General features: G+C 70.7%; 24 protein-coding genes. 6 read left to right on the forward strand and 18 right to left on the reverse strand.

Translation table 11 applies throughout. The annotated features are described in order from the left end of the window. The first annotated feature begins 42 nt into the window (after positions 1–42). A complete protein-coding gene (locus AC07DC_RS36335) occupies positions 43–201 on the forward strand; it encodes a hypothetical protein (RefSeq protein WP_478918873.1) in 159 nt (52 codons plus the stop codon). 18 nt (positions 202–219) lie between these two features. Here the strand turns inward: AC07DC_RS36335 and AC07DC_RS36340 are convergent, their stop codons facing one another. From AC07DC_RS36340 to AC07DC_RS36350, 3 genes are all read right to left on the reverse strand, one after another. Next, complete coding sequence (locus tag AC07DC_RS36340; protein WP_478918874.1) at positions 220–1,464, reverse strand: GNAT family N-acetyltransferase; 1,245 nt, start codon at positions 1,462–1,464, stop codon at positions 220–222. Between the two features lie 173 nt (positions 1,465–1,637). Beyond that, the gene (locus AC07DC_RS36345; RefSeq protein ID WP_478918876.1) at positions 1,638–2,594 is read right to left on the reverse strand and encodes an asparaginase; all 957 of its coding nucleotides are present in this window, start codon (positions 2,592–2,594) and stop codon (positions 1,638–1,640) included. 43 nt (positions 2,595–2,637) lie between these two features. Next, positions 2,638–3,270, reverse strand: a complete 633-nt coding sequence (locus AC07DC_RS36350) for an RsiG family protein (protein WP_478918877.1) — start codon at positions 3,268–3,270, stop codon at positions 2,638–2,640. Positions 3,271–3,469: 199 nt separating this feature from the next. Between AC07DC_RS36350 and dtd the strand changes: the two genes are divergently transcribed. Then, positions 3,470–3,895, forward strand: coding sequence for a D-aminoacyl-tRNA deacylase (gene dtd / locus AC07DC_RS36355; RefSeq protein WP_478918878.1), 426 nt, complete (start codon positions 3,470–3,472; stop codon positions 3,893–3,895). Between the two features lie 18 nt (positions 3,896–3,913). Here the strand turns inward: dtd and ygfZ are convergent, their stop codons facing one another. The 7 genes from ygfZ to AC07DC_RS36390 form a co-directional block, all read right to left on the reverse strand. Beyond that, a complete protein-coding gene (gene ygfZ, locus AC07DC_RS36360) occupies positions 3,914–4,882 on the reverse strand; it encodes a CAF17-like 4Fe-4S cluster assembly/insertion protein YgfZ (RefSeq protein WP_478918944.1) in 969 nt (322 codons plus the stop codon). A gap of 19 nt (positions 4,883–4,901) precedes the next feature. Then, a complete protein-coding gene (locus AC07DC_RS36365; protein WP_478918879.1) occupies positions 4,902–5,339 on the reverse strand; it encodes a Fur family transcriptional regulator in 438 nt (145 codons plus the stop codon). 132 nt (positions 5,340–5,471) lie between these two features. Then, positions 5,472–6,035: a heme-binding beta-barrel domain-containing protein gene (locus tag AC07DC_RS36370; RefSeq protein WP_138354058.1), complete on the reverse strand. Its 564-nt coding sequence runs from the start codon at positions 6,033–6,035 to the stop codon at positions 5,472–5,474. A 261-nt stretch (positions 6,036–6,296) separates the two neighbouring features. Next, on the reverse strand, positions 6,297–7,253 hold the full coding sequence (locus tag AC07DC_RS36375; RefSeq protein ID WP_478918881.1) for a hypothetical protein: 957 nt from the start codon (positions 7,251–7,253) through the stop codon (positions 6,297–6,299). Next, positions 7,250–8,089: a hypothetical protein gene (locus tag AC07DC_RS36380; RefSeq protein WP_478918883.1), complete on the reverse strand. Its 840-nt coding sequence runs from the start codon at positions 8,087–8,089 to the stop codon at positions 7,250–7,252. The genes AC07DC_RS36375 and AC07DC_RS36380 overlap by 4 nt, the downstream gene beginning before the upstream one ends. Beyond that, entirely contained in the window at positions 8,086–8,958 is an 873-nt protein-coding gene (locus tag AC07DC_RS36385) for a hypothetical protein (protein ID WP_478918884.1), read from the reverse strand. Before AC07DC_RS36385 ends, AC07DC_RS36380 begins: the two co-directional genes overlap by 4 nt. Positions 8,959–9,008: 50 nt before the next feature. Next, positions 9,009–9,716 carry a hypothetical protein gene (locus AC07DC_RS36390; protein WP_478918885.1) on the reverse strand — a complete coding sequence of 236 codons (708 nt, stop codon included), beginning with the start codon at positions 9,714–9,716 and terminating at the stop codon, positions 9,009–9,011. A 191-nt stretch (positions 9,717–9,907) separates the two neighbouring features. Here AC07DC_RS36390 and AC07DC_RS36395 point away from each other — a divergent pair, with 191 nt between their 5' ends. Beyond that, positions 9,908–10,270 (forward strand): DsrE family protein, encoded by a 363-nt coding sequence (locus tag AC07DC_RS36395; RefSeq protein ID WP_138354056.1) that lies wholly within the window; start codon positions 9,908–9,910, stop codon positions 10,268–10,270. A gap of 35 nt (positions 10,271–10,305) precedes the next feature. On the opposite strand, the gene AC07DC_RS36400 is transcribed toward AC07DC_RS36395, so the two are convergent. From AC07DC_RS36400 to AC07DC_RS36435, 8 genes are all read right to left on the reverse strand, one after another. Further along, complete coding sequence (locus tag AC07DC_RS36400) at positions 10,306–10,617, reverse strand: DUF3099 domain-containing protein (RefSeq protein ID WP_478918886.1); 312 nt, start codon at positions 10,615–10,617, stop codon at positions 10,306–10,308. A 171-nt stretch (positions 10,618–10,788) separates the two neighbouring features. Then, positions 10,789–11,079, reverse strand: a complete 291-nt coding sequence (locus AC07DC_RS36405) for a DUF1416 domain-containing protein (protein WP_138354054.1) — start codon at positions 11,077–11,079, stop codon at positions 10,789–10,791. 45 nt (positions 11,080–11,124) lie between these two features. Further along, a complete protein-coding gene (locus AC07DC_RS36410) occupies positions 11,125–11,964 on the reverse strand; it encodes a sulfurtransferase (protein ID WP_478918888.1) in 840 nt (279 codons plus the stop codon). 135 nt (positions 11,965–12,099) lie between these two features. Further along, positions 12,100–12,180, reverse strand: a complete 81-nt coding sequence (locus AC07DC_RS36415; protein WP_358789501.1) for an Ms5788A family Cys-rich leader peptide — start codon at positions 12,178–12,180, stop codon at positions 12,100–12,102. 161 nt (positions 12,181–12,341) lie between these two features. Next, entirely contained in the window at positions 12,342–13,052 is a 711-nt protein-coding gene (locus tag AC07DC_RS36420) for an LmeA family phospholipid-binding protein (protein ID WP_478918889.1), read from the reverse strand. Positions 13,053–13,234: 182 nt separating this feature from the next. Next, complete coding sequence (locus tag AC07DC_RS36425) at positions 13,235–14,452, reverse strand: hypothetical protein (protein WP_478918890.1); 1,218 nt, start codon at positions 14,450–14,452, stop codon at positions 13,235–13,237. A gap of 1 nt (position 14,453) precedes the next feature. Further along, positions 14,454–14,747 carry a MoaD/ThiS family protein gene (locus AC07DC_RS36430; protein WP_478918891.1) on the reverse strand — a complete coding sequence of 98 codons (294 nt, stop codon included), beginning with the start codon at positions 14,745–14,747 and terminating at the stop codon, positions 14,454–14,456. Between the two features lie 119 nt (positions 14,748–14,866). Then, positions 14,867–15,718, reverse strand: a complete 852-nt coding sequence (locus AC07DC_RS36435; RefSeq protein WP_478918893.1) for an alpha/beta fold hydrolase — start codon at positions 15,716–15,718, stop codon at positions 14,867–14,869. A gap of 209 nt (positions 15,719–15,927) precedes the next feature. Between AC07DC_RS36435 and AC07DC_RS36440 the strand changes: the two genes are divergently transcribed. The 3 genes from AC07DC_RS36440 (at position 15,928) to AC07DC_RS36450 (ending at position 18,994) form a co-directional block, all read left to right on the forward strand. Further along, on the forward strand, positions 15,928–16,707 hold the full coding sequence (locus AC07DC_RS36440) for a response regulator transcription factor (protein WP_478918895.1): 780 nt from the start codon (positions 15,928–15,930) through the stop codon (positions 16,705–16,707). Positions 16,708–16,739: 32 nt separating this feature from the next. Then, positions 16,740–17,762, forward strand: a complete 1,023-nt coding sequence (locus AC07DC_RS36445) for a LacI family DNA-binding transcriptional regulator (RefSeq protein WP_478918896.1) — start codon at positions 16,740–16,742, stop codon at positions 17,760–17,762. A 122-nt stretch (positions 17,763–17,884) separates the two neighbouring features. After that, the gene (locus AC07DC_RS36450) at positions 17,885–18,994 is read left to right on the forward strand and encodes a S1C family serine protease (protein WP_478918897.1); all 1,110 of its coding nucleotides are present in this window, start codon (positions 17,885–17,887) and stop codon (positions 18,992–18,994) included. The last annotated feature ends 12 nt before the right edge of the window (positions 18,995–19,006 follow it).

Below are 19,006 nucleotides of genomic sequence, written 5' to 3' on the forward strand. Positions count from 1 at the left end.
CGCCTTCTGTCACCACCCAGCGTCATGAAGGAGGGATCTGTCATGCCCGTTCTCGGATTCGTTTTCGAGCAGTTCGTCCAGTGGAGGTACGGCGCGGCGTGGGCCATCGTCTTCGGGCTGATGGCCCTCGACCGGAAGGACCGCGGCACGACCTACACCTGCATCGCGCTCACCGGGATCGCGATCCTGATGGCGCAGTAGACACCCGCGACCCGGTGGTCAGAAGCCGTCCATGCACCACGGGCGGCGGGGGGTGCGGAACAGAAGGTCCGCTCGGGAGGCCGCTCCGGGGTGGTTCTCGGTGATGCGGCCCAGGGCGGCCAGCCGCTGGACGGACTCGTCGCCCAGGTAGAGCGTTCCCAGCTCGGCGATGTCGAGGGAGAGGTCGGCGTCGTCGCTGGTCGGGGTGCAGAGGGCTTTGCCGCTCGCGTCCGTCTCCAGGCGGAAGCGGCCGCCGGCCAGGTCCGCGCTGTCGTGCAGGTCCAGGACGAGGGAATCGGCGCCGGTGTAGGTGCGGGCCTCCAGGGCGCGGGGCGTGTCGAGCACCCGGAGCCACATGAAGTCGGCGTTCGTCTCGACCTTGGCGGCACGCGGGTCGCCGAGCAGCAGGGGCACGATGTCGTCGGGGGCGCGGAAGCCGGTGTTCAGTGCGGTGATCCAGTCGATGGAGAGCAGGTAGCGCCACAGCGCGGACTCCGCGGCCGGGGAGACCGCGATCAGCCGGTCCGTCGCCAGCGTCATCGTCGGGAACTTGTTGGTCCACTCGTGCTCGTTGACCCTGTACGTGGCCAGGCCGTCGACGCGGCCGGAGGCGTCCCGGTACACCGCGTAGAAGGGTTCCTTCCAGGTGATGGACGGGAACGTCAGCTGCCCGGTGTCCAAGTCCCACCACCGGTCGGTGCGGTTGATCGCGCCGGGCGTCAGCCGCCGGACGCGCTCATGGAGTTCGGGGCCGATCTTGCGGATCTCCGCAGGTGTCATGAGGTCGACGCGGCCGTCGGCGGGGCCCGCCCAGCGGCGGTCGAGACCGGCCCGGGGCACGTCGATGTCCCAGGAGGTCGTCCAGACCGCCGGGCCGAAGCCGTAGCGGCCGTAGATCGGGTACTCGGCGGCGATCAGGATCGCCACCGCCTCGCCACGCTCCTTGGCGTCCGTCAGGTCGCGGGACATCATGCGGGTCGCCAGCCCGCGCCTGCGGTGCGTCGCGGTGACGGAGACGTTGGTGATGGCACTGGCGGCGAGCTGCCCGCCGCCCGGCACGGTCAGCTCACGCGGCATGCTGCGGAAGGTGGCCACGCAGCGGCCCTCGTCGAACACACCCTGGGTACGGTCCAGGTCGATCCCCGGCCTGCGAGCCGCGAGCTCCTCCGCGGTGATGGTCGGCGGCCTCAGGAACGCGTTGTTCAGCGCGCGCAGCCATTCCGGCAGCTCGGATTCGACGAGGGTGTGGAGGTCGGGGCTCATCCCCCGAACGTATGTGGAGGCGGGACGGGACGCATCCGGATTTTCGGCGGGCGGGGTGGCGGACGCGTGGGGGGACTCGTCAGGACTTCCGACGGTGGCTCGGGCGGCGCTCGTCCGGACTTCCTACGGGGCCTGGACGCGCCCTCGGCCGGGCGTGCGGCGGCAACCGGCCCTCAGAACACCGCGCGCACCTCACCCACCCGTTCGCCCCCGCCCAGCAGCGGCGAATCGGCGATCCGGGCGAGCACCGGGGAGTCCACTCCCAGCAGCTCCAATGCCCTTGCCAGTACCGGCCCCAGCGCCCGCTTGCCGCCGTCGTCGATCTTGAACGCCAGGGCCCGGCCGTCCTCGAACGCCACCGCCTGGACCGCCTCGGCGCCCACCTTGGAGAGCACACCCGGGACTTCCGCCATCAGCCAGGTGTCCGACCGCCGGGTGCCCGCGACGTACTCGGGGTGGGCGCGCATCGCGTCGGCGACCTTCCGTTCCGGCGTGCCGTGCGGCGCTCCGACGCAGCGGGCGAAGGAGCGCGCCAGCCCCGTGAGGCTCAGCGCCGCGACCGGCGCCCCGCAGCCGTCGATGCCCACCCGCTCGACCGGCTCCCCGCTCAGGTCGCCCAGCACATCCAGCACCAGACGCTGCAACGGGTGGCCGGGGTCCGGATACGTCTCCAGGGGCCAGCCGTTGACCACGCAGGCGGCGAGCATCGCGGCGTGCTTGCCGGAACAGTTCATGAAGATCCGTTCGCGCCCGCCGCCCTCCCGCTGCCACCGTTCCGCCGCCTCGGCGTCCAGCGGCAGATCCGGAGGGTTGCGCAGCGCGGACTCCGTCAGACCCGCGCCCGCCAGGATCTTCCGGACGCCCTCCACGTGGAAGGGCTCCCCCGAGTGGCTGGCCGCGGCGAGCGCCAGCAGCTCGCCGTCGAGCTCCAGCCCGGCCCGCAGCATCGCCGCGGCCTGCATCGGCTTGTTGCACGACCGGGGGAAGATCGGCGACGTCACATCGCCGAGCGTCGGCCCGACGCGGCCGTCCGCGTCCAGCACGACGAGCGAGCCGCGGTGCAGCCCCTCCACGAAGCCCGACCGGACGACCTCCGCCAGCACGGGATGGGGACGCTCCCCCGCGCTCACGCCTGCTCTCCGGCCTGCCGCGGCGGGTGTCCGGTCACGGCGGTCAGCCCTCGGCAAGCAGGTCGTCCACGCTCGCTTCCCCGTCACGGTACCTACGGGTGATCTCCGCGCTGCAGCCGTCGACGGTCCGCTGCAGGGTCTGCCGGCGCCGGGAGACCTGCTGCTCGTGGCGGACGAGGCGCCCCATCCCCTCGTGCAGGTCCTGGTCGGTCCGGGCGTCGAGGTCCGACAGCTCGACCTCGGCGAGCATCTCCTCGGCGAGCCGGCGCACCCGCTCGGTGAGCGGCGTGCCCAACGTCACGTGCCGGGCGGAGGAGCGGTGCAAGGACGGCGCGTCGGTCAGGATCTCCGGCAGCCGGTCCAGCAGCGGCGCGTCCGGCGCCGTGCGGCGCCCCAGCTCCGCCCGCAGGATGTCGATCCGGCCGTGCAGCAGCCGGCGCAGGTACGACAGGTCCGCTTCCTCCTGCTGCGCGTCGCGCCGCAGGGTGCGCAGCGTGCCGAGGCCCAGGGCCCCCATCTCGGGCTCCGGGGTGTCCGCGGCGAGCGGGCTGCGCGGACCCGGGGGCCGCGGCCCCAGTGCGTCGGCCTTCAGCATGTGATGGCCTTTCTCGACGGGCACGGTCGGTGCGATCGGTGCGGTGGTACCGGATGTCTCTCCAGCGCCGGGTGTGGTCATGCCTTGTCGTCCCCTCGTCGCGGCCGGAGCCGCCCAGGTTCCGATGGTCCCACTGCCCACAGACACCCCGCAGCGACTCTGCACCCGAACGGCCCCGACGGCGGGCGTGCTTGGCGTCCAACCGGGCGTACGACCTGCGGTCGCGTGCGCCCCCTCACCCGTGCGAGTGGTGTTGGCACATGCACGGGACAATGGCCCCATGCGAGCGGTTGCCCAACGGGTCAGTGAAGCGAGTGTCGTGGTCGGCGGAGAGACGGTCGGGTCGATCACCGGACCCGGATTGTGCGTTCTGGTGGGGGTGACGCACGAGGACACCCCGGAGAAGGCGGCCCAGCTGGCCCGCAAGTTGTGGAGCCTGCGCATCCTGCCGGACGAGAAGTCCTGCTCGGACATCGGCGGCCCGCTGCTCGTCATCAGCCAGTTCACGCTTTACGGTGACGCCCGTAAGGGGCGCCGCCCCACCTGGAACGCCGCCGCGCCGGGCGAGATCGCCGAGCCGCTCGTCGACGAGGTGGTGGCGCAGCTGCGCGCGCTGGGTGCGGGCGTGGAAACGGGCCGGTTCGGCGCGGACATGAAGGTCTCGCTGACGAACGACGGCCCGTTCACCATCGTGATCGACATCTGATCCCGGTAGCCGCGCCGGCTACGGCGCGACGACGATCTCCTGCGACGCGACCGTCGTGTCGGCCAGCAGCGTCGCGTCGACGGCCGTGTTGCGCTTCACCAGGGCCAGCGCGATCGGACCCAGCTCCCAGTGCCGGGCGGAGGACGTGATGAAGCCGATCTGGCGGCTGTCCTCCCCCTCGGAGGCGATCCGGACCGGGGAGCCGTGCGGCGGGAGCTTCACCTCGCTGCCGTCCAGGTGCAGGAAGACCAGGCGGCGCGGGGGCTTGCCCAGGTTGTGCACGCGGGCGACCGTCTCCTGGCCCCGGTAGCAGCCCTTCTGCAGGTGGACGGCGGTCTCCAGCCAGCCCAGCTCGTGCGGAATGGTGCGGTGGTCGGTCTCCAGGCCCAGCCGCGGCCGGTGCGCCTCGATCCGCAGCGCCTCCAGCGACAGAGACCCGATCGGCCGGCCGGCGCCGGCCGCGAAGGACTCCAGCTGGTCACGCGGGACGAAGACGTCCCGGCCGTGCGGGGTCTCGCGGACGGCCCAGCCCTCCGGGACGGCCGTGATGGCGCCTGCGGGCAGATAGACGATCGCGTACTGCTCCGTAGCGTCGACCGCCTCGACCTTGTAGAAGAACTTCATGCTCTCCAGGTACGCGAGCAGCGCGCCCTGGGTGCCCGGCTCGACGTGGATCCAGGTCGTCGTGCCGTCGTCCACGAGGTAGAGCGCGTGCTCGATGTGGCCGTGCGCCGTCAGGACAAGGGCCTCGGTGGCGTGGTGGGCGGGGAGCTGCTCGACGTGCTGGGTGATGAGCAGATGCAGCCAGGCGAGACGGTCCTCGCCGCTGACGGTCAGGACACCGCGGTGCGAGAGGTCCACGAAGCCCGTCCCGTCGGCGAGCGCCCGCTGTTCACGGAACAGGTCGCCGTAGTGTCCGGCGACACCCTCGTCCGGCCCCTCTGCGGGGACGGCACCGGGAAGCGACAGCAGTGGACTCTTCGGCATGACAGTCATGGCGATAAGCCTACGACTCGGCGGCGGAAGCCTTTGCGGTGCAGGCGGAGCAGCGGCCGAAGATCGCGAAGTGCTTCATGTCCGTCTCGAAGCCGAACGCCTCGCGCAGCCCCTCGGTGAGCGGCGCGGCGAGCGCCACCTCGGCCTCGATGACGGAGCCGCAGTCCCGGCACACCAGGTGCATGTGGTGGTGCCGGTCCGCGAGGTGGTACGTCGGGGCGCCGTGTCCGAGATGGGCGTGGCTGACCAGGCCGAGCTCCTCCAGCAGCTCCAGCGTCCGGTAGACCGTGGAGATGTTGATGCCGGAGGCGGTTCTGCGGACCTCGGTGAGCAGCTCGTCAGGAGTCGCGTGCTCCAGAGCGTCCACGGCCTCCAGGACAAGCTGCCGCTGCGGGGTCAGCCGGTAGCCGCGCTGCCGCAGATCGCTCTTCCAGTCGGTGGTCACCACAGCCCCCAGTGTAGGGCTGCGGACCCCGGCCGCCGCGAGCGTCCGGGCCAGGGTTCCGACGGCCGGTCCTGCTTGTTCCGATGGCAGGCCCGGCTCGTGACGGGCAGGTCCTGCCCGTTCCGGCGGCAGGTCCTACTTGAAGAAGGCGATCCCGTCGTCGGGGAGATCCTTGAGGTCCTTCGCCCACTCACGCGGGTCGACGACCTTCTTCAGGTGCGCGGACATGTACGGGCGCAGCGTCACGGCCGGGGTGGCCTTCTCGCCGACCCACATCAGGTCGCTGTTGACGTAGCCGTAGAGCCGCTTGCCACCGGAGTACTCCGGGGCTTCCGGCAGCCGCGCGACAGCGTCCGTGACGATGTCGATCTGCGGCTTCTGGTCGGCCAGCTCGCCGGTCCAGATCTCGATGACGCCCTCGTCACGGGTGACGGTGACATCGACCTTGCGGTCCTTGTCGATCCGCCAGAAGCCGCTCTCGCTCTCCAGCGGGCGCAGCTTCTTGCCCTCGGCGTCCAGCACCCAGGTGTGCGAGGTGTACTCCAGGAAGGAGCGGCCGTCGTGGCTGAACGTCACCTCCTGCCCGAAGTTGCACTTCTCGGCGCCGGGAAAGTCGTACACGCCCGCGCCCTCCCACCTGCCGAGGAGGAAGACGAGCGGGACGAGGTCCGGGTGAAGGTCGGACGGGATCTCGATCATGGTGTGGTGCCCTGTTCCGTTGTCCGTGCGGCCGAGGTCAGCGCTGGCCCTGGTACAGCTTCAACACCGCGAAGACGGAGAACGCGGCGACGCCGAGGCAGACCAGGACGAGCAAGGCGTCGAAGATGTACTCAATACGCACGAGTGTGCTCCTCGGGCAGGCAAGCGGTAATGGACCGGGGACGAGTCTAGTCGGCGGCCACGGGGACGGCGCTGTGAGGTGCGTCCCCGTGGCCGTGGCGGGTCGGGAGCATCAGCTGTTCAGCCGAGCAGCTGGGCCTGCAGCGTGATCGTCTGCCGGAACGGCACCAGGGGCACCGAGCCCTTGTGGGACAGGACGACGACGCCGAGCGTGTCGCCCGCGGAGATGTACGCGTAACGCACCTGGAGCCCGCTCGACGGCCCCTTCCCCTCGAAGGCGTTCACGACCGATGCGCCCTCGCGTTCCACCAGCGCGGAATCCAGATCGGTCTGCATGGTGGGCGCCAGCGCCAGGCGGCCGCCGTCCGTAGCGAGGTGGTAGCGCGTGGTGTACGCCACGCTGGAGAACTGGAGCAGGTAGATCTCGGCGCGCGTGCCGTCCGGCATGGTCCAGGCGCGGGCCGCGATGTGGCGCAGTCCCTCCTGAGTGAGGAACCTGCCCTGCGGCGCCTTGCCGTCCCGGTCGAACAGCTTCAGATAGCCGTCGGCGGGCAGCCAGCCCTTCGCACCGGGGAAAGCCGGGTCGGGCTTGGCACCCTCGGGCGCGGGCAGCAGGAGCGACCGGACATCCGCGTAGTGGCGGCCACCGGGGTTGAGCGGTTCGTCCAGGGCGGCCGGCTTGCCCGCGGGCAGCTTGGGCAGGGCGAGCGGCTGGTAGATCCAGCGGCCGTCGTCGGGCGTCTCCAGTCCCGGGATCCTGGTGCGCTCGGGCTGCGTGACGCCGTAGGCGACGCCGCCGCCGAGCGCGCCGAAGACCAGCACGGCCGACGTCCAGCGCAGCACCGCACGGAGCGCGCGGCGCGGCTTCTTCGGTTCGACGGGCAGCACGGGGGCGCCCCAGGGGTAGATCTGCGGCGGGGCGGCGGGGAACGGCGGCAGCGGCGGAAGGACCTCGGCAGCCGGTTCGGGCTGGGGGCCGGGAGTGGGCTCGGAGACGGGCTCGGGCGTGGGCTCCAAGTCCTGCGGCTTCTCGTCCTGCGGCTTCTCGTCCTGCGGCACGATCGACTGGTCGGTCATGCCGACACCCCCGGGTCCTGGATGCGGTCGAGCTGCTGCTTGAGCAGTTCCGCCGCTTCGGTCTTGTGCAGCGGCACGGTGCCGGTCACGCTCATCGTCACCAGCAGGTCGCCCTCGGTGGCCTGGCAGGTCATCGCGTCGAGCTTCTCGCCGGGCTCGGTCGGCGGCAGCACGCAGCGCGCCTTGTCGTGACCCGCGATCTTCGGACCGTTGCGGAAGATCCCGAGGGCCTTCGTGAACTCGTCGAAATACTGGGTACGATCGGCCGCGGCCTGCTTGTTCTTCATCTGCACGATCTGGATCTCGATGACGTAGTCACCGTCCCCGGAGCGATACGTCCGCATGCCCGCGCCCTGCAGGTGCAGTTCGTCGATGGCCTTCTCGACCGCTTTGCGGTTCTTCTTCGGCAGCTGGCTGACACTGCTCTTCATCATCGACACCGCCTGCTTGCCATCGAGCTCGACGTCGTTGCCGAACTCACGGACGTCAGGGCCGGGTTCGTAGGCGCCGGGCATCGGGAGCAGCAGCTTGCCGAGGCGGCCGTAGTGGCTGCCGCCGGACTTCGCGCCGAACTCACCGGTCTTGGCCGGGGCGGGGGCCTTCCAGGGCGCGGCGGAGGTCTTCTTGTCCGCCGAGTCGTCATGGTGCAGTACGGCGTAGCCGATACCGCCACCAGCTGCCACGGCGACGAGCGCGGCGGCGATGCCGAGCGCCAGGCCGCGGCGCGCTTTGGGAGCGGGCGCCACTTCGGTCTCCGGCACCGGCACCGCTTCGGGCTCCGCCTCAGGTGCAGCGGGCTCCGGCGCGGGGACCACGGGGTTCTCCTCGTCGCTCACAGTCGCTCCAACTGCCGCTTGGAAACATCCAGGATGGTGGTGGTGCTGATGGGCTTCGACGAGAAGATCCAGACGTCCATGACGATGTCACCGCGTCGGGCGAGGCCGCGTGCCCTGTACATCGGCTCGTAGCCCTCCTTCGTCCAAGGCTTGGAGTACACCCACACATGACCGTCCGAGTCACCGGGAATGGCCGTCCCGCTGTTGCCCGCGTGTTCGTCGTCCGCCATGTACTCCTGTTGGCCCTGCAGCATGTCGACGGCGTACGGCTGCATCCGGTCGCGGAACTGCAGCAACCAGATACTGGAATCGGTGTGGTTGGCACTGCTCCAGGCGGTGACCGCGCCACGCCGGTACTCGTTGGTGCTCATCTCCTTGAACATGTGGTCCGGCTCTTTGAAGGTGTCCGCGTACTCGGCGAGCGACATCCAGCCGTCCTCGCCCTCCCCGGTGTCCGACTCCTTCGCGCCCTTCGGCCGCTCCAGGAGCAGCGTCCGCAGGTCACCGTCCGTCTTCACGAGGTGGTCGTCGGCGGCGGTGAGCGGGGCCGTCGGGGCGGCGGCGCCTGCCGGCTGGACCAACTTGGGCTGGGCGAGCGGCGGGAGCGGGGTTTCCGGGCGGTCCTGCTGGATCTTGTAGCCGGTGCCGGCGCCCGCGAGGACGCCGAGGACGGCCGCGACGGCGATCAGCAGCGTCGTGCGGCCACGGCGGCGCGGCTTGCGCTCCGGCTGCTCCGGCTGCGGCTCGACCGGCAGTTGCGCCTCGGCCGGCAGCTCTACTGGCGGTTCCGCCTCGGCCGGTGTCGGCTCGACCGGCGGTTCCGGTGGTGGCTCGGGAGCGGGCTCAGGCGCAGGGGTGTCCTCGGACATGGTGATCTCCACGTGGGTGGTACGAGAAAAAGGAAGAAAGAAGGGCGGGCTCAGCGGCCGGTCTTGAGGCGCTGGTACTCCGCGTCGAGCAGGTTCTGGAGCAGCTTCGGATCCGGGGTCGTGCCGCCGGTCACGGTGATGGTGATGTTCACATCGCCCTGGTACGAGATGGCCAGCAGGGAGTCCGTGCTCTCCTCGGAGCCGGACTTCAGGTGGTAGGCGCGGGCCGGATAGTCGCCGGTCAGGGTGAGCTTGTCGCCCTCGTAGTAGTGGGCGTCGTAGTACGCGGCGGCCGAACCGGCGTCGGTGAAGTGGCTGAGCTTGACGGTGACCTCCGCCCCTCCGCCCGCGGTGAGATACGTGCGGTAGGCGCCGGACGTGAAGCCGTAGCGGTCCAGCGCGCGTTTCATGGCCGCTTCGTCGTTCGAACCGCTCGCGAGGTCGGCCGCGGAGAGCGGGCTGCCCGCCTCGTCACCGTAGATCTCGGCGCCCGCGGGCGGCGCGAGCAGGAAGAAGCGCAGGTCACCGGTGTGCGTGCCGTGGCTGACCTGGCCCTTGACGGCGGACGTGGCCGCCGCGGACGGATCGGCGCTCGGGGAGCCCGTCGCGGCACCGGTCGGCGAGCCCGTCGCCGAAACGGTCGGCGAGGACGACGGGGCGCCCTCGTCGGCGTGGCCGGACGAGGAGCCGAGCGTCACCACGATCCCGGCGGTCACACCGATCAGCGCGAGCATTCCGATTCCCGCGGAAACCGCCATGACGGCGCCTCGACGGCGTACAGGTTCCACAGGAAGCCCCCCCGGGCACAAACTCATCACTCGCACGCGTGTCGCATCGTGAGTGGAACCGCATTATGTCCAGTCGACACGTCGGGCCCCCAATTCTTTTACCGTGAGATGAGACACAGGCGGGGCCAATGGTGCTGGTGGGAGAGCGCTAGCCTGTGCCCATGGCGAAGAAGCTCGTGATCAAGGTGACAGCGGGCGCGGACGCGCCCGAGCGCTGCTCGCAGGCGTTCACGGTGGCGGCGGTCGCGGTGGCCAGTGGCGTGGAGGTCTCGCTGTGGCTCACCGGTGAGTCCGCGTGGTTCGCGCTGCCCGGCCGTGCCGCGGAGTTCGAACTCCCGCACGCAGCACCGCTGCCGGACCTGATCGACGGAATCCTCGCCGGCGGCGGCATCACCCTGTGCACGCAGTGCGCGGCCCGCCGGGACATCGGGGAGAAGGACGTCATCGAGGGCGTACGGATCGCGGGGGCGCAGGTCTTCGTGCAGGAAGTCATGGCCGACGGCGTCCAGGCGCTCGTCTACTAGGTCAGGTCGTAGCTCCCCGCAGGTCCCCCACGGACCTACACCTTCCCGTCCCCGTCGTCCGGCCGCTTTCCGGCCGCTTTCGCCTTCGCCGCCTCCTCGTCCCGGATCCAGGAGTCGTCGGCCGGCTCGTCCTCCAGCCAGCTGTCGGCCGGGTCGTCCCAGAAGTCGCCGGGCTCGCGCCGGTTTCCCACGATGGCGGCGAACGGCGGGATCACCATCGCGACCACGCACATCCCGACGGCGGCCGGCACCGACCACAGGCGCACCACCGCCCACGCCAGGACGAACAGCAGGATGCAGCTGCCCATCATGGCGAAATACCAGTGGCGACGCCGGCGCGCGTACATAGCTCCACGGTACGTCCGAGCAGCGCAAACAGGCAGCACGAAGGGCCGCAACCCGGGCCCCTCCTCGCCGTAGGGGGCGAGGAGGGAGCGTCCAACCCAGGTGTGCGGCCCTTCGGCCGTTCAGTCAGTCAGGCAGTCGTCGCCGTCGGGGGACGGCTCGACGGCCGTGACTCAGACGGCGATGGCCACGTCGGCCGCCGCGCCCTGCTGGGCCACGACCGTACGGTCCACCGTCGCGCCCGGGACGAGGGCGCGCAGCGTCCAAGTGCCGGGAGCCGCGAAGAAGCGGAACTGTCCGGTCGCCGAGGTCGGGACCTCCGCGGTGAACTCGCCCCCGCCGTCGAGCAGACGGACGTAGCCGCTGATGGGCTCTCCGTCGCGGGTCACAGAACCCTGAATGATCGTCTCGCTCGCCACGTCAACTCCTGCCAAGTCCGGGCCGCCGGCCTTTGCTCCACACATGTCTGATCCTTTGAGGGGTGGTCTGGAACGGGTCTGAAACCGGACTCAGGCGTTGGCGCCGAGCTCGATCGGGACGCCGACGAGGGAGCCGTACTCGGTCCACGAGCCGTCGTAGTTCTTGACGTTGGCCTGGTCGAGCAGCTCGTGCAGCACGAACCAGGTGAGCGCGGAGCGCTCACCGATACGGCAGTACGCGATGGTGTCCTTCGCCAGGTCGACGTTCTCGTCCTGGTAGAGCTTGGTCAGCTCTTCGTCGGACTTGAAGGTGCCGTCGTCGTTGGCGTTCTTCGACCACGGGATGTTGCGGGCGGTCGGGATGTGACCCGGGCGCTGCGACTGCTCCTGCGGGAGGTGGGCCGGGGCGAGCAGCTTGCCCGAGAACTCGTCGGGCGAGCGGACGTCGACCAGGTTCAGGGTGCCGATCGCGGCGACGGCGTCGTCACGGTACGCGCGGATCGAGGTGTCCTGCTCCTTGGCCTTGTACGAGGTCGTGGCCCGGACGGGGACCTCGACGACCAGGTCGCGGGAGTCGAGCTCCCACTTCTTGCGGCCGCCGTCGAGCAGCTTGACGCTGTCGTGGCCGTAGAGCTTGAAGTACCAGTACGCGTAGGAGGCGAACCAGTTGTTGTTGCCGCCGTAGAGGACCACGGTGTCGTCGTTGCCGATGCCCTTGGCCGACAGCAGGGCCTCGAACCCGGCCTGGTCGACGAAGTCACGGCGGACCGGGTCCTGCAGGTCGGACTTCCAGTCGATACGCACGGCGTTACGGATGTGGTTCTTCTCGTAGGCCGAGGTGTCCTCGTCGACCTCGACGATTACCACCTTGGGGTCGTCGATGTGGTCCTGGACCCAATCGGCGTCCACGAGGACGTCACTGCGGCTCATTTTGTTCTCCTCCGGGGCAGTACGGATGCGCCAAGACGGGGCGCGACATTGCGCAGAATGTGAGAGAAACGCCGGGGAGGCAGGCGCACACGGACGGCGGTCGGGCCTGGTCCGGTACGTAGAAGGCTGCCGCCCCTATGGCATGCGACAGAGACTGGCGGCGACGCGGCACAGGTCGACTGCCCGCCGCTTCGTGAGATCCGCCTGTCGCTTCATGACCCCGATCGTAGGGAAACCTCCCCGAAAGTGTCACCAGGGTGTCATATAGCGAGACAAGATTGTCCGAATACTGGGACGTGCAAAGGGTCGGGCCTTACGCGGCACGCCCGGACGGCGTTCGACCGGCGATTTCTGACTGAGGTGCGGACGCCGCCGTCTCAGCCCGCGAGAACGACGTTCGTTCCGGACGCCGCCACCGAGATGCCGCTCGGGGTCGTCACGACCGACTGCACCTTGATGCCGGTGGGCAGCCCCACCAGGCTCCGCGTGAAGTCGATCTTCTCGCGGATCAGCTTGTCGAGGCCGGGGATGGTGTCGGCGCCCGGGATCGCGTCGGCGTGCAGCCGCACCGTGTCGCCGTGCTCGACGCTGATCACACTGGTCACGCTGCGCTTGACCGTCCCGATCAGCGGCATCGTCACACTGCCGGTCACCTTGACCCTGCCCTTGCCGTCCTTGCTCTCGCCCCCGTACGCCACCGTCACGCCCGGAGGCGCGGCGGCCGACAGGTCCGCGTAGGTGATGAACGCCGAGCCGTCCGCCGTGTCGGCGACCGCCCGCTGATAGTTGCCGGAGAGGTTCACCCCGCGCAGGTCGGCGGTGAAACTGTCGATCCGCAGCCGCTCGGCGCCGGTGCCCGCCTGGATGTCGTGCGCGGTGATGCTGACGTCATCGAGCTTGTCCGAGGCGACCTGCGTCAGGAACGGGAAACCCTTTATCGAGATCTCGGGCTTCGAGCTCAGACCCTGGGTCAGCTGCGCGCGCTCGGCCGCCTTGTCCTGGGCCACCGACACCGCGATGCGATCTGCCGCGACGAACAGCCCGCCGAGAACGACGAGGACGATCAGGAGTATTCGTGCGGCTCGCATGGCTCTCCCCCGGTTCCGGCGTGATCGACCGACCCTAACCCGCCCGCCCCCGGCACCCGGGGGGACCGCTGTCGTTTGTCGTGAGGTTGTGACAGCGGCCCGCCCGGGGCCGGGGCCCGGATTCCGCCCCCCACGGCGTTCCGGGCCAACGGCGTTCCGTCGCCGTGGCGTTCAGCTACATGTCAGCCCGTGAGCACCCGGCCCAGTACGTACACGACGGGAGCCGCGGCCGTCAGGGGGAGCGCGACGCCCGCGGTGAAGTGGACGAAGCGCGACGGGAAGTCGTAGCTGGCGACGCGCAGCCCGATGACGGCGCAGGCACCGGCGGCCAGGCCCAGCAGGGCGCCCTGGGTGCCGAGGTCGGTCAGCCGGCCGGTGACGATGCCGCTGCCGGCGGCGGCGAGCACCGCCACCGCGACGGAGGCGGCGCCGGGCAGCGGCAGGGCGCGGGCGAGTGTCGCGACGGCGACGGCGACCGCGCCGACCACCACCGGATCGCTGCCGCCGGGTGTCCAGGCGACCGCGAGGAAGCCGGTGGCCAGGACGGTCATCAGCGTCGACGCGGAGGTGGCCGTCAGCGAGGACAGCCGCTCGTCCGTCGTCCCGCGGTGGCGCATCTGCAGCACGAGGACCAGCAGCAGCCAGGTCCCCAGCGTGCCGACGACCACGGCGGGGACGTTGTCGCCGCCCGTCGCGAGCAGCGCGATGTCCGCCGTGACGCCGGCCAGGAAGGCCAGCATGATGCCCTGCCGGGCCGGCCACATGCCGTTCAGCCGGAACCAACCGGCGGCGGTGACGGCCTGCAGGACGGCGACGACGAGCGCGAGCCCCGGACGGCCGACGACGGCCCCGCCCGCGATCAGCAGGGCGAGAACGGCGGTCAGCGCGGCCGGCTGCATCCCGGGCGCGATGATCGGCGACCCGGTGCGCTGCCCCGCGGCGGCCGGCGCCGCGGCCCGGCCGCGGGCCGCCCGCCTGCCACCGGCGCGCGGCTCGGTGGGAGCGGGCTCCGGGGCGGGCTGCGCGGGCTGGGACGGGACGAAGTCGTCGATGGCCGGCAGCACGGCGGTGTGATCGCCCTCGGCCGCCGGGTCGTACGGCGGGTACTGCCCGTACTGGTCGTACTGGGCCGGTGGGACGCCGTGCTGGTCGCCGTACGGCTGCTGCGCGGGAGCGTCGTAGCCGGGCGCCGCATGGCTGCCGCCGTACTGCCGGCCGTGCTGGGCGCCGGACACCTGGTCCGGCCACACCGGCTCCGCCGGCGGCATCGGCCCGGGGTGCGCCTGCGGCTGCCCGGCCGCGTACGGGTCGTACGGCTCGTACGCGCTCGGGTTCTGGCCCGGGTTCTGGTTCTGATGCGAGTTCTGGTTCGGGTTCTGGTCCCAGTCGGAGGAGGTCATGTCACCCACCCGCGAACGGAGGAAGGACCTCGACGGTGCCGCCGTCGGCCAGGGCCACCATCGCGTGGTCCCGCGTCCCGACGGGGTCGCCGTCGACCAGGAACGAGCACCGCAGCAGCACGCGAGCGAACTCCGGCTGCCGCGCGTGCAGTTCCCGCGCGGCGGCGAGCGCCTCGGCCAGCGTGGCGGCGCGGTACGGCTCCTCGGCCGTGCCGGCCGCTGCCTTGGCCGCGGCCCAGTAGCGGATCGTGCCGGCGCCTAGGGCGGGCGTCACCGGAATGTCGCTTGCCGCCATAGCGGCTCCTTGTCGTTGTCATTGCGGTCCCGCAGGTCCCTGCGGCTCCTGCGAGGTACAGCCGCCGTCCATGATGACACCCGCCCGGGACCCCGGATGTGAGCCCCGGCGCGAGCCGGTCAGACCGTGCCGAGCCAGCCGCCGACCCGGCGCAGCAGAGCGTCGTCGGCCGCGTTCTCCGCGTGGCCAAACCCGGGCTCGATCCACAGCTCAGCCGCTTCGCCGGCCGCGCCCGCCAGCGACCGGGGGTGGTCGAGCGGAAAATACGCGTCCCGGTCGCCGTGCACGATCAGCAGCGGCGTCGGCGCGATCAGAGCCGCGGACTCGATCGGCGAGAGCGGGACGGGGTCCCACTCGTGCGGGTGGATCCTGGTCCCGAGTCCGAGGCGTGAGACAAGCCGCCCGGTGGGCCGGGTGACCACCCAGTGCAGCCGGCGCATCGGCGCCGTCCCCCGGTAGTACCAGCGGGCCGGGGCGCTCACCGAGACGACCGCGTCGGGAACGCCGCCCAGCCGTCCGGCGGACGGTGCCTCCACAGGTCGCGCCGCATGCCGCAGCACGACGGATCCGCCCATCGAGAAGCCGACCGTGACCACCCGCCGGTACCCCAGGCGTCGCGCCCACCCCACCGCCGCATCGAGGTCGAGAACCTCCAGATCACCGACGGTGGACCGGCCGCCGGAGCCGCCGTGGCCCCGGAAGGAGAAGGTGATCACGCCCGCGAACTCGGCGAACACCTCAGCCGCCCGGCGGATCGCGGGGCGCTCCAGAGCCCCGGAGAAACCGTGCGCGACAACGATCGCGCAGCCTTCGTACGCCGGGTTCCCGGCGCCGGAGGTTCCGCCGTCCGACGGCCGGTGTTCGGCCTCGATTCGTACGCCGTCCTCCGTCAACAGAACCGCACGCCGACCACCCGAAGTGATCGATGAAACACACAAAGGCCCGTTCAGGGACTCACCGAGGCTCTCCATGTGGGCTATTCTCCTGGGGAAGAGGATCCGGGCAGCGTCGCCCCCGGGTCCTTTCGTGCTTTCTGAACCAGTTTTTCTGTCCACCTATTGAGATATCGCTTTCTGAGACACCGCTTCACCAGGTACGTCCTCGCAGGGACCGAGGAGGGTTCGCAAATGGGCAAGCAAAGTGTGCAGCAGCAGTACCGGACGACCGATGGGAGCCGACGGTGAGCTCTCTCCTGCTCCTGACGAACGCGCTCCAGCCGTCCACCGAAGTACTTCCCGCGCTCGGGCTGCTGCTCCACAGCGTCCGCGTGGCTCCGGCCGAGGGACCGGCACTGGTGGACACCCCGGGCGCCGACGTCATCCTGATCGACGGCCGCCGCGACCTGCCCCAGGTCCGCTCGCTGTGCCAGCTGCTCCGCTCCACCGGCCCCGGCTGTCCGCTGGTCCTGGTCGTCACCGAGGGCGGCCTCGCCGCCGTCACCGCCGACTGGGGCATCGACGACGTTCTTCTTGACACGGCCGGGCCGGCCGAGGTCGAGGCACGGCTGCGGCTCGCGATGGGCCGCCAGCAGATCGGCGTCGACGACAGCCCGATGGAGATCCGCAACGGCGACCTGTCGGTCGACGAGGCGACGTACAGCGCGAAGCTCAAGGGCCGGGTGCTGGATCTGACCTTCAAGGAATTCGAGCTGATCAAATACCTCGCACAGCACCCGGGCCGGGTCTTCACCCGCGCCCAGCTGCTGCAGGAGGTCTGGGGATACGACTACTTCGGCGGCACCCGGACGGTCGATGTGCACGTCCGGCGACTGCGCGCGAAGCTCGGCCCCGAGCACGAGTCGCTGATCGGCACCGTCCGGAATGTCGGCTACCGCTTCGTCACCCCGGAAAAGGTCGAGCGGGCCGCCGAGGAAGCCGCGAAGGCGCAGGCCCAGGCTCAGGCGCAAGCCCAGGCCCAGGCTCAGGCCCGAGCACGTGCGGGCGCCGACCGATCCGCGTAACGGACGGGGTGGACCCGCGTAGACTGCGGCCCGTGGCAAAGGTGACGCGTGACGATGTGGCCAGGCTGGCGGGTACGTCCACCGCCGTCGTCAGCTATGTCATCAACAACGGACCCCGGCCGGTCGCCCCGGCCACCCGCGAGCGGGTGCAGGCGGCCATCGCGCAGCTCGGTTATCGCCCGGACCGTGTGGCCCAGGCGATGGCCAGCCGCCGCACGGACCTCATAGGCCTGATCGTCCCCGATGCCCGTCAGCCGTTCTTCGGCGAGATGGCGCACGCGGTCGAGCAGGCGGCCTCCGACCGCGGAAAAATGGTCCTCGTCGGGAACTCCGACTATCTGGACGACCGCGAGATCCACTACCTCCGCGCGTTCCTCGGGATGCGGGTCTCCGGGCTGATCCTGATCAGCCAGGGCCCCAGCGCGAACGCCGCCGCTGAGATAGAGGCGTGGGACGCCCGTATCGTCCTGCTGCACGAGCGACCCGAGGCGATCGACGAGTACGCGGTCGTCACGGACGACATCGGCGGAGCACAGCTCGCCACCCGCCACCTGCTGGAACACGGCCACGAATACGTGGCGTGCCTGGGCGGAACCGAGAAGACCCCGGTCCTGGGTGACCCCGTCACCGACCACGTCGAAGGCTGGCGGCGGGCCATGCGGGAATCCGGCCGTTCCATCGAGGGCCGGCTCTTCCAGGCCCCCTACAACCGCTACGACGCCTACCAGGTCGCCCTCGGGCTGCTCGCCGGCCCGGACCGGCCGCCCGCCATCTTCTGCGCCACCGACGACCAGGCGATCGGCGTGCTGCGCGCCGCCCGCGAGCTGCGGATCGACGTCCCCGGCGGGCTGGCCGTCGCCGGCTTCGACGACGTGAAGGAAGCGGCCCTCACCGACCCGCCGCTCACCACGGTCGCCTCGGACCGCGAAGCGATGGCCCGCGCCGCGGTGGACCTCGTCCTGGACGACTCGCTGCGCGTCAACGGCTCGCGCCGCGACCGGCTGCGGCAGTTCCCGTCCCGGCTCGTCGTCCGGGCCTCCTGCGGCTGCCAGTAGGGCCCTGCTAAAGGCCCGCCCCCCTGGGGACCCCTGGCCTTTATATCGGTCATACCTACTTCTGTCGGGCTTCTCAGCGGGCACTCAGGAAGCTCTCATATTCCCGTCGCAGAGTCACTGACATGACCGATCACACGCAGCGCAGCAACAGCGACTACGACCCGAACGCGGCCTATCCGCCCCCGCCGGCGTACGAGCCGGAGCAGCCCGTGACGACCCCGTCCGGGGTCACGGTGTGGCCCAGCGGACCGGCGGCACACCAGGCTCCCCCCGGAGCAGGCAGCGGCTCCGGCGGGATGTACCCGCCACCGCCCCCCGGCGCCCAGCCCTCTCCCGGCCCCTCCCCCGTCCCCACCCCGCGGCGCAAGATCCGCAAGCCGATCGCCCTGTTCGCCGCGGTCGCGATCGCCTCGGGCGTCGTCGGCGGCGGCACGGTGGCGCTGATCGGCAACACGACCTCGCACCCCACCGTCACCGCCGCGGCCAGCGCCGTCAACGCCAGCTCCAGCAAGACCGGCGTGGCCGGCGTCGCCTCCGCCGTCAGCCCGAGCATCGTCGAGATCGGCGCGACGTCCAACGCCGGCCAGTCCACCGGTGCCGGCGTGATCATCACCAGCAACGGCGAGATCATCACCAACAACCACGTCATCGCCGGCGCCAGCAGCATCAAGGTCACCTACAGCGACGGCAAGACCGGCACCGCCAAGGTCGTCGGCACCGACGCCAAGAAGGACCTCGCCCTCATCAAGGTCGACAACGCCGGCGGCCTCACCGCCGCCAAGCTCGGCAACTCCGACTCCATCGCCGTCGGCGACCAGGTCGTCGCCATCGGCTCGCCCGAAGGCCTGACCGGCACCGTCACCAGCGGCATCGTCTCCGCCCTGAACCGCGACGTGACCGTCTCCACCGACGAGAGCCAGGGCCAAGGCGGCAGCGGCGGCTCCGACCAGTGGCCGTTCCGCTTCGGCGGCAACCAGTACAACGGCGACACCGGCAACTCCACCACCACCTACAAGGCCATACAGACCGACGCCTCCCTCAACCCCGGCAACTCCGGCGGCGCGCTGATCAACATGAACGGCGAGATCATCGGCATCAACTCCGCGATGTACTCGGCCGCTTCGTCCGGCTCCTCGGGCAGCAACGCCGGCAGCGTCGGCCTCGGCTTCTCCATCCCGATCAACACCGTGAAGGCCGACCTCGACTCACTGCGCAGCGGCGGCAGCAACTGATCCGCGTTCCGC

This window comes from Streptomyces sp. NPDC045021, assembly GCF_056432645.1.

Bases quoted from the DNA above. Each gene is read 5' to 3' on its own strand.
- AC07DC_RS36335 (WP_478918873.1), top strand. From the start codon at position 43: ATGCCCGTTCTCGGATTCGTTTTCGAGCAGTTCGTCCAGTGGAGGTAC.
- AC07DC_RS36340 (WP_478918874.1), bottom strand. From the start codon at position 1,464: ATGAGCCCCGACCTCCACACCCTCGTCGAATCCGAGCTGCCGGAATGG.
- AC07DC_RS36350 (WP_478918877.1), bottom strand. From the start codon at position 3,270: ATGACCACACCCGGCGCTGGAGAGACATCCGGTACCACCGCACCGATC.
- dtd (WP_478918878.1), top strand. From the start codon at position 3,470: ATGCGAGCGGTTGCCCAACGGGTCAGTGAAGCGAGTGTCGTGGTCGGC.
- ygfZ (WP_478918944.1), bottom strand. From the start codon at position 4,882: ATGCCGAAGAGTCCACTGCTGTCGCTTCCCGGTGCCGTCCCCGCAGAG.
- AC07DC_RS36370 (WP_138354058.1), bottom strand. From the start codon at position 6,035: ATGATCGAGATCCCGTCCGACCTTCACCCGGACCTCGTCCCGCTCGTC.
- AC07DC_RS36375 (WP_478918881.1), bottom strand. From the start codon at position 7,253: ATGACCGACCAGTCGATCGTGCCGCAGGACGAGAAGCCGCAGGACGAG.
- AC07DC_RS36385 (WP_478918884.1), bottom strand. From the start codon at position 8,958: ATGTCCGAGGACACCCCTGCGCCTGAGCCCGCTCCCGAGCCACCACCG.
- AC07DC_RS36390 (WP_478918885.1), bottom strand. From the start codon at position 9,716: ATGGCGGTTTCCGCGGGAATCGGAATGCTCGCGCTGATCGGTGTGACC.
- AC07DC_RS36395 (WP_138354056.1), top strand. From the start codon at position 9,908: ATGGCGAAGAAGCTCGTGATCAAGGTGACAGCGGGCGCGGACGCGCCC.
- AC07DC_RS36400 (WP_478918886.1), bottom strand. From the start codon at position 10,617: ATGTACGCGCGCCGGCGTCGCCACTGGTATTTCGCCATGATGGGCAGC.
- AC07DC_RS36405 (WP_138354054.1), bottom strand. From the start codon at position 11,079: ATGTGTGGAGCAAAGGCCGGCGGCCCGGACTTGGCAGGAGTTGACGTG.
- AC07DC_RS36410 (WP_478918888.1), bottom strand. From the start codon at position 11,964: ATGAGCCGCAGTGACGTCCTCGTGGACGCCGATTGGGTCCAGGACCAC.
- AC07DC_RS36415 (WP_358789501.1), bottom strand. From the start codon at position 12,180: ATGAAGCGACAGGCGGATCTCACGAAGCGGCGGGCAGTCGACCTGTGC.
- AC07DC_RS36420 (WP_478918889.1), bottom strand. From the start codon at position 13,052: ATGCGAGCCGCACGAATACTCCTGATCGTCCTCGTCGTTCTCGGCGGG.
- AC07DC_RS36425 (WP_478918890.1), bottom strand. From the start codon at position 14,452: ATGACCTCCTCCGACTGGGACCAGAACCCGAACCAGAACTCGCATCAG.
- AC07DC_RS36430 (WP_478918891.1), bottom strand. From the start codon at position 14,747: ATGGCGGCAAGCGACATTCCGGTGACGCCCGCCCTAGGCGCCGGCACG.
- AC07DC_RS36435 (WP_478918893.1), bottom strand. From the start codon at position 15,718: ATGGAGAGCCTCGGTGAGTCCCTGAACGGGCCTTTGTGTGTTTCATCG.
- AC07DC_RS36450 (WP_478918897.1), top strand. From the start codon at position 17,885: ATGACCGATCACACGCAGCGCAGCAACAGCGACTACGACCCGAACGCG.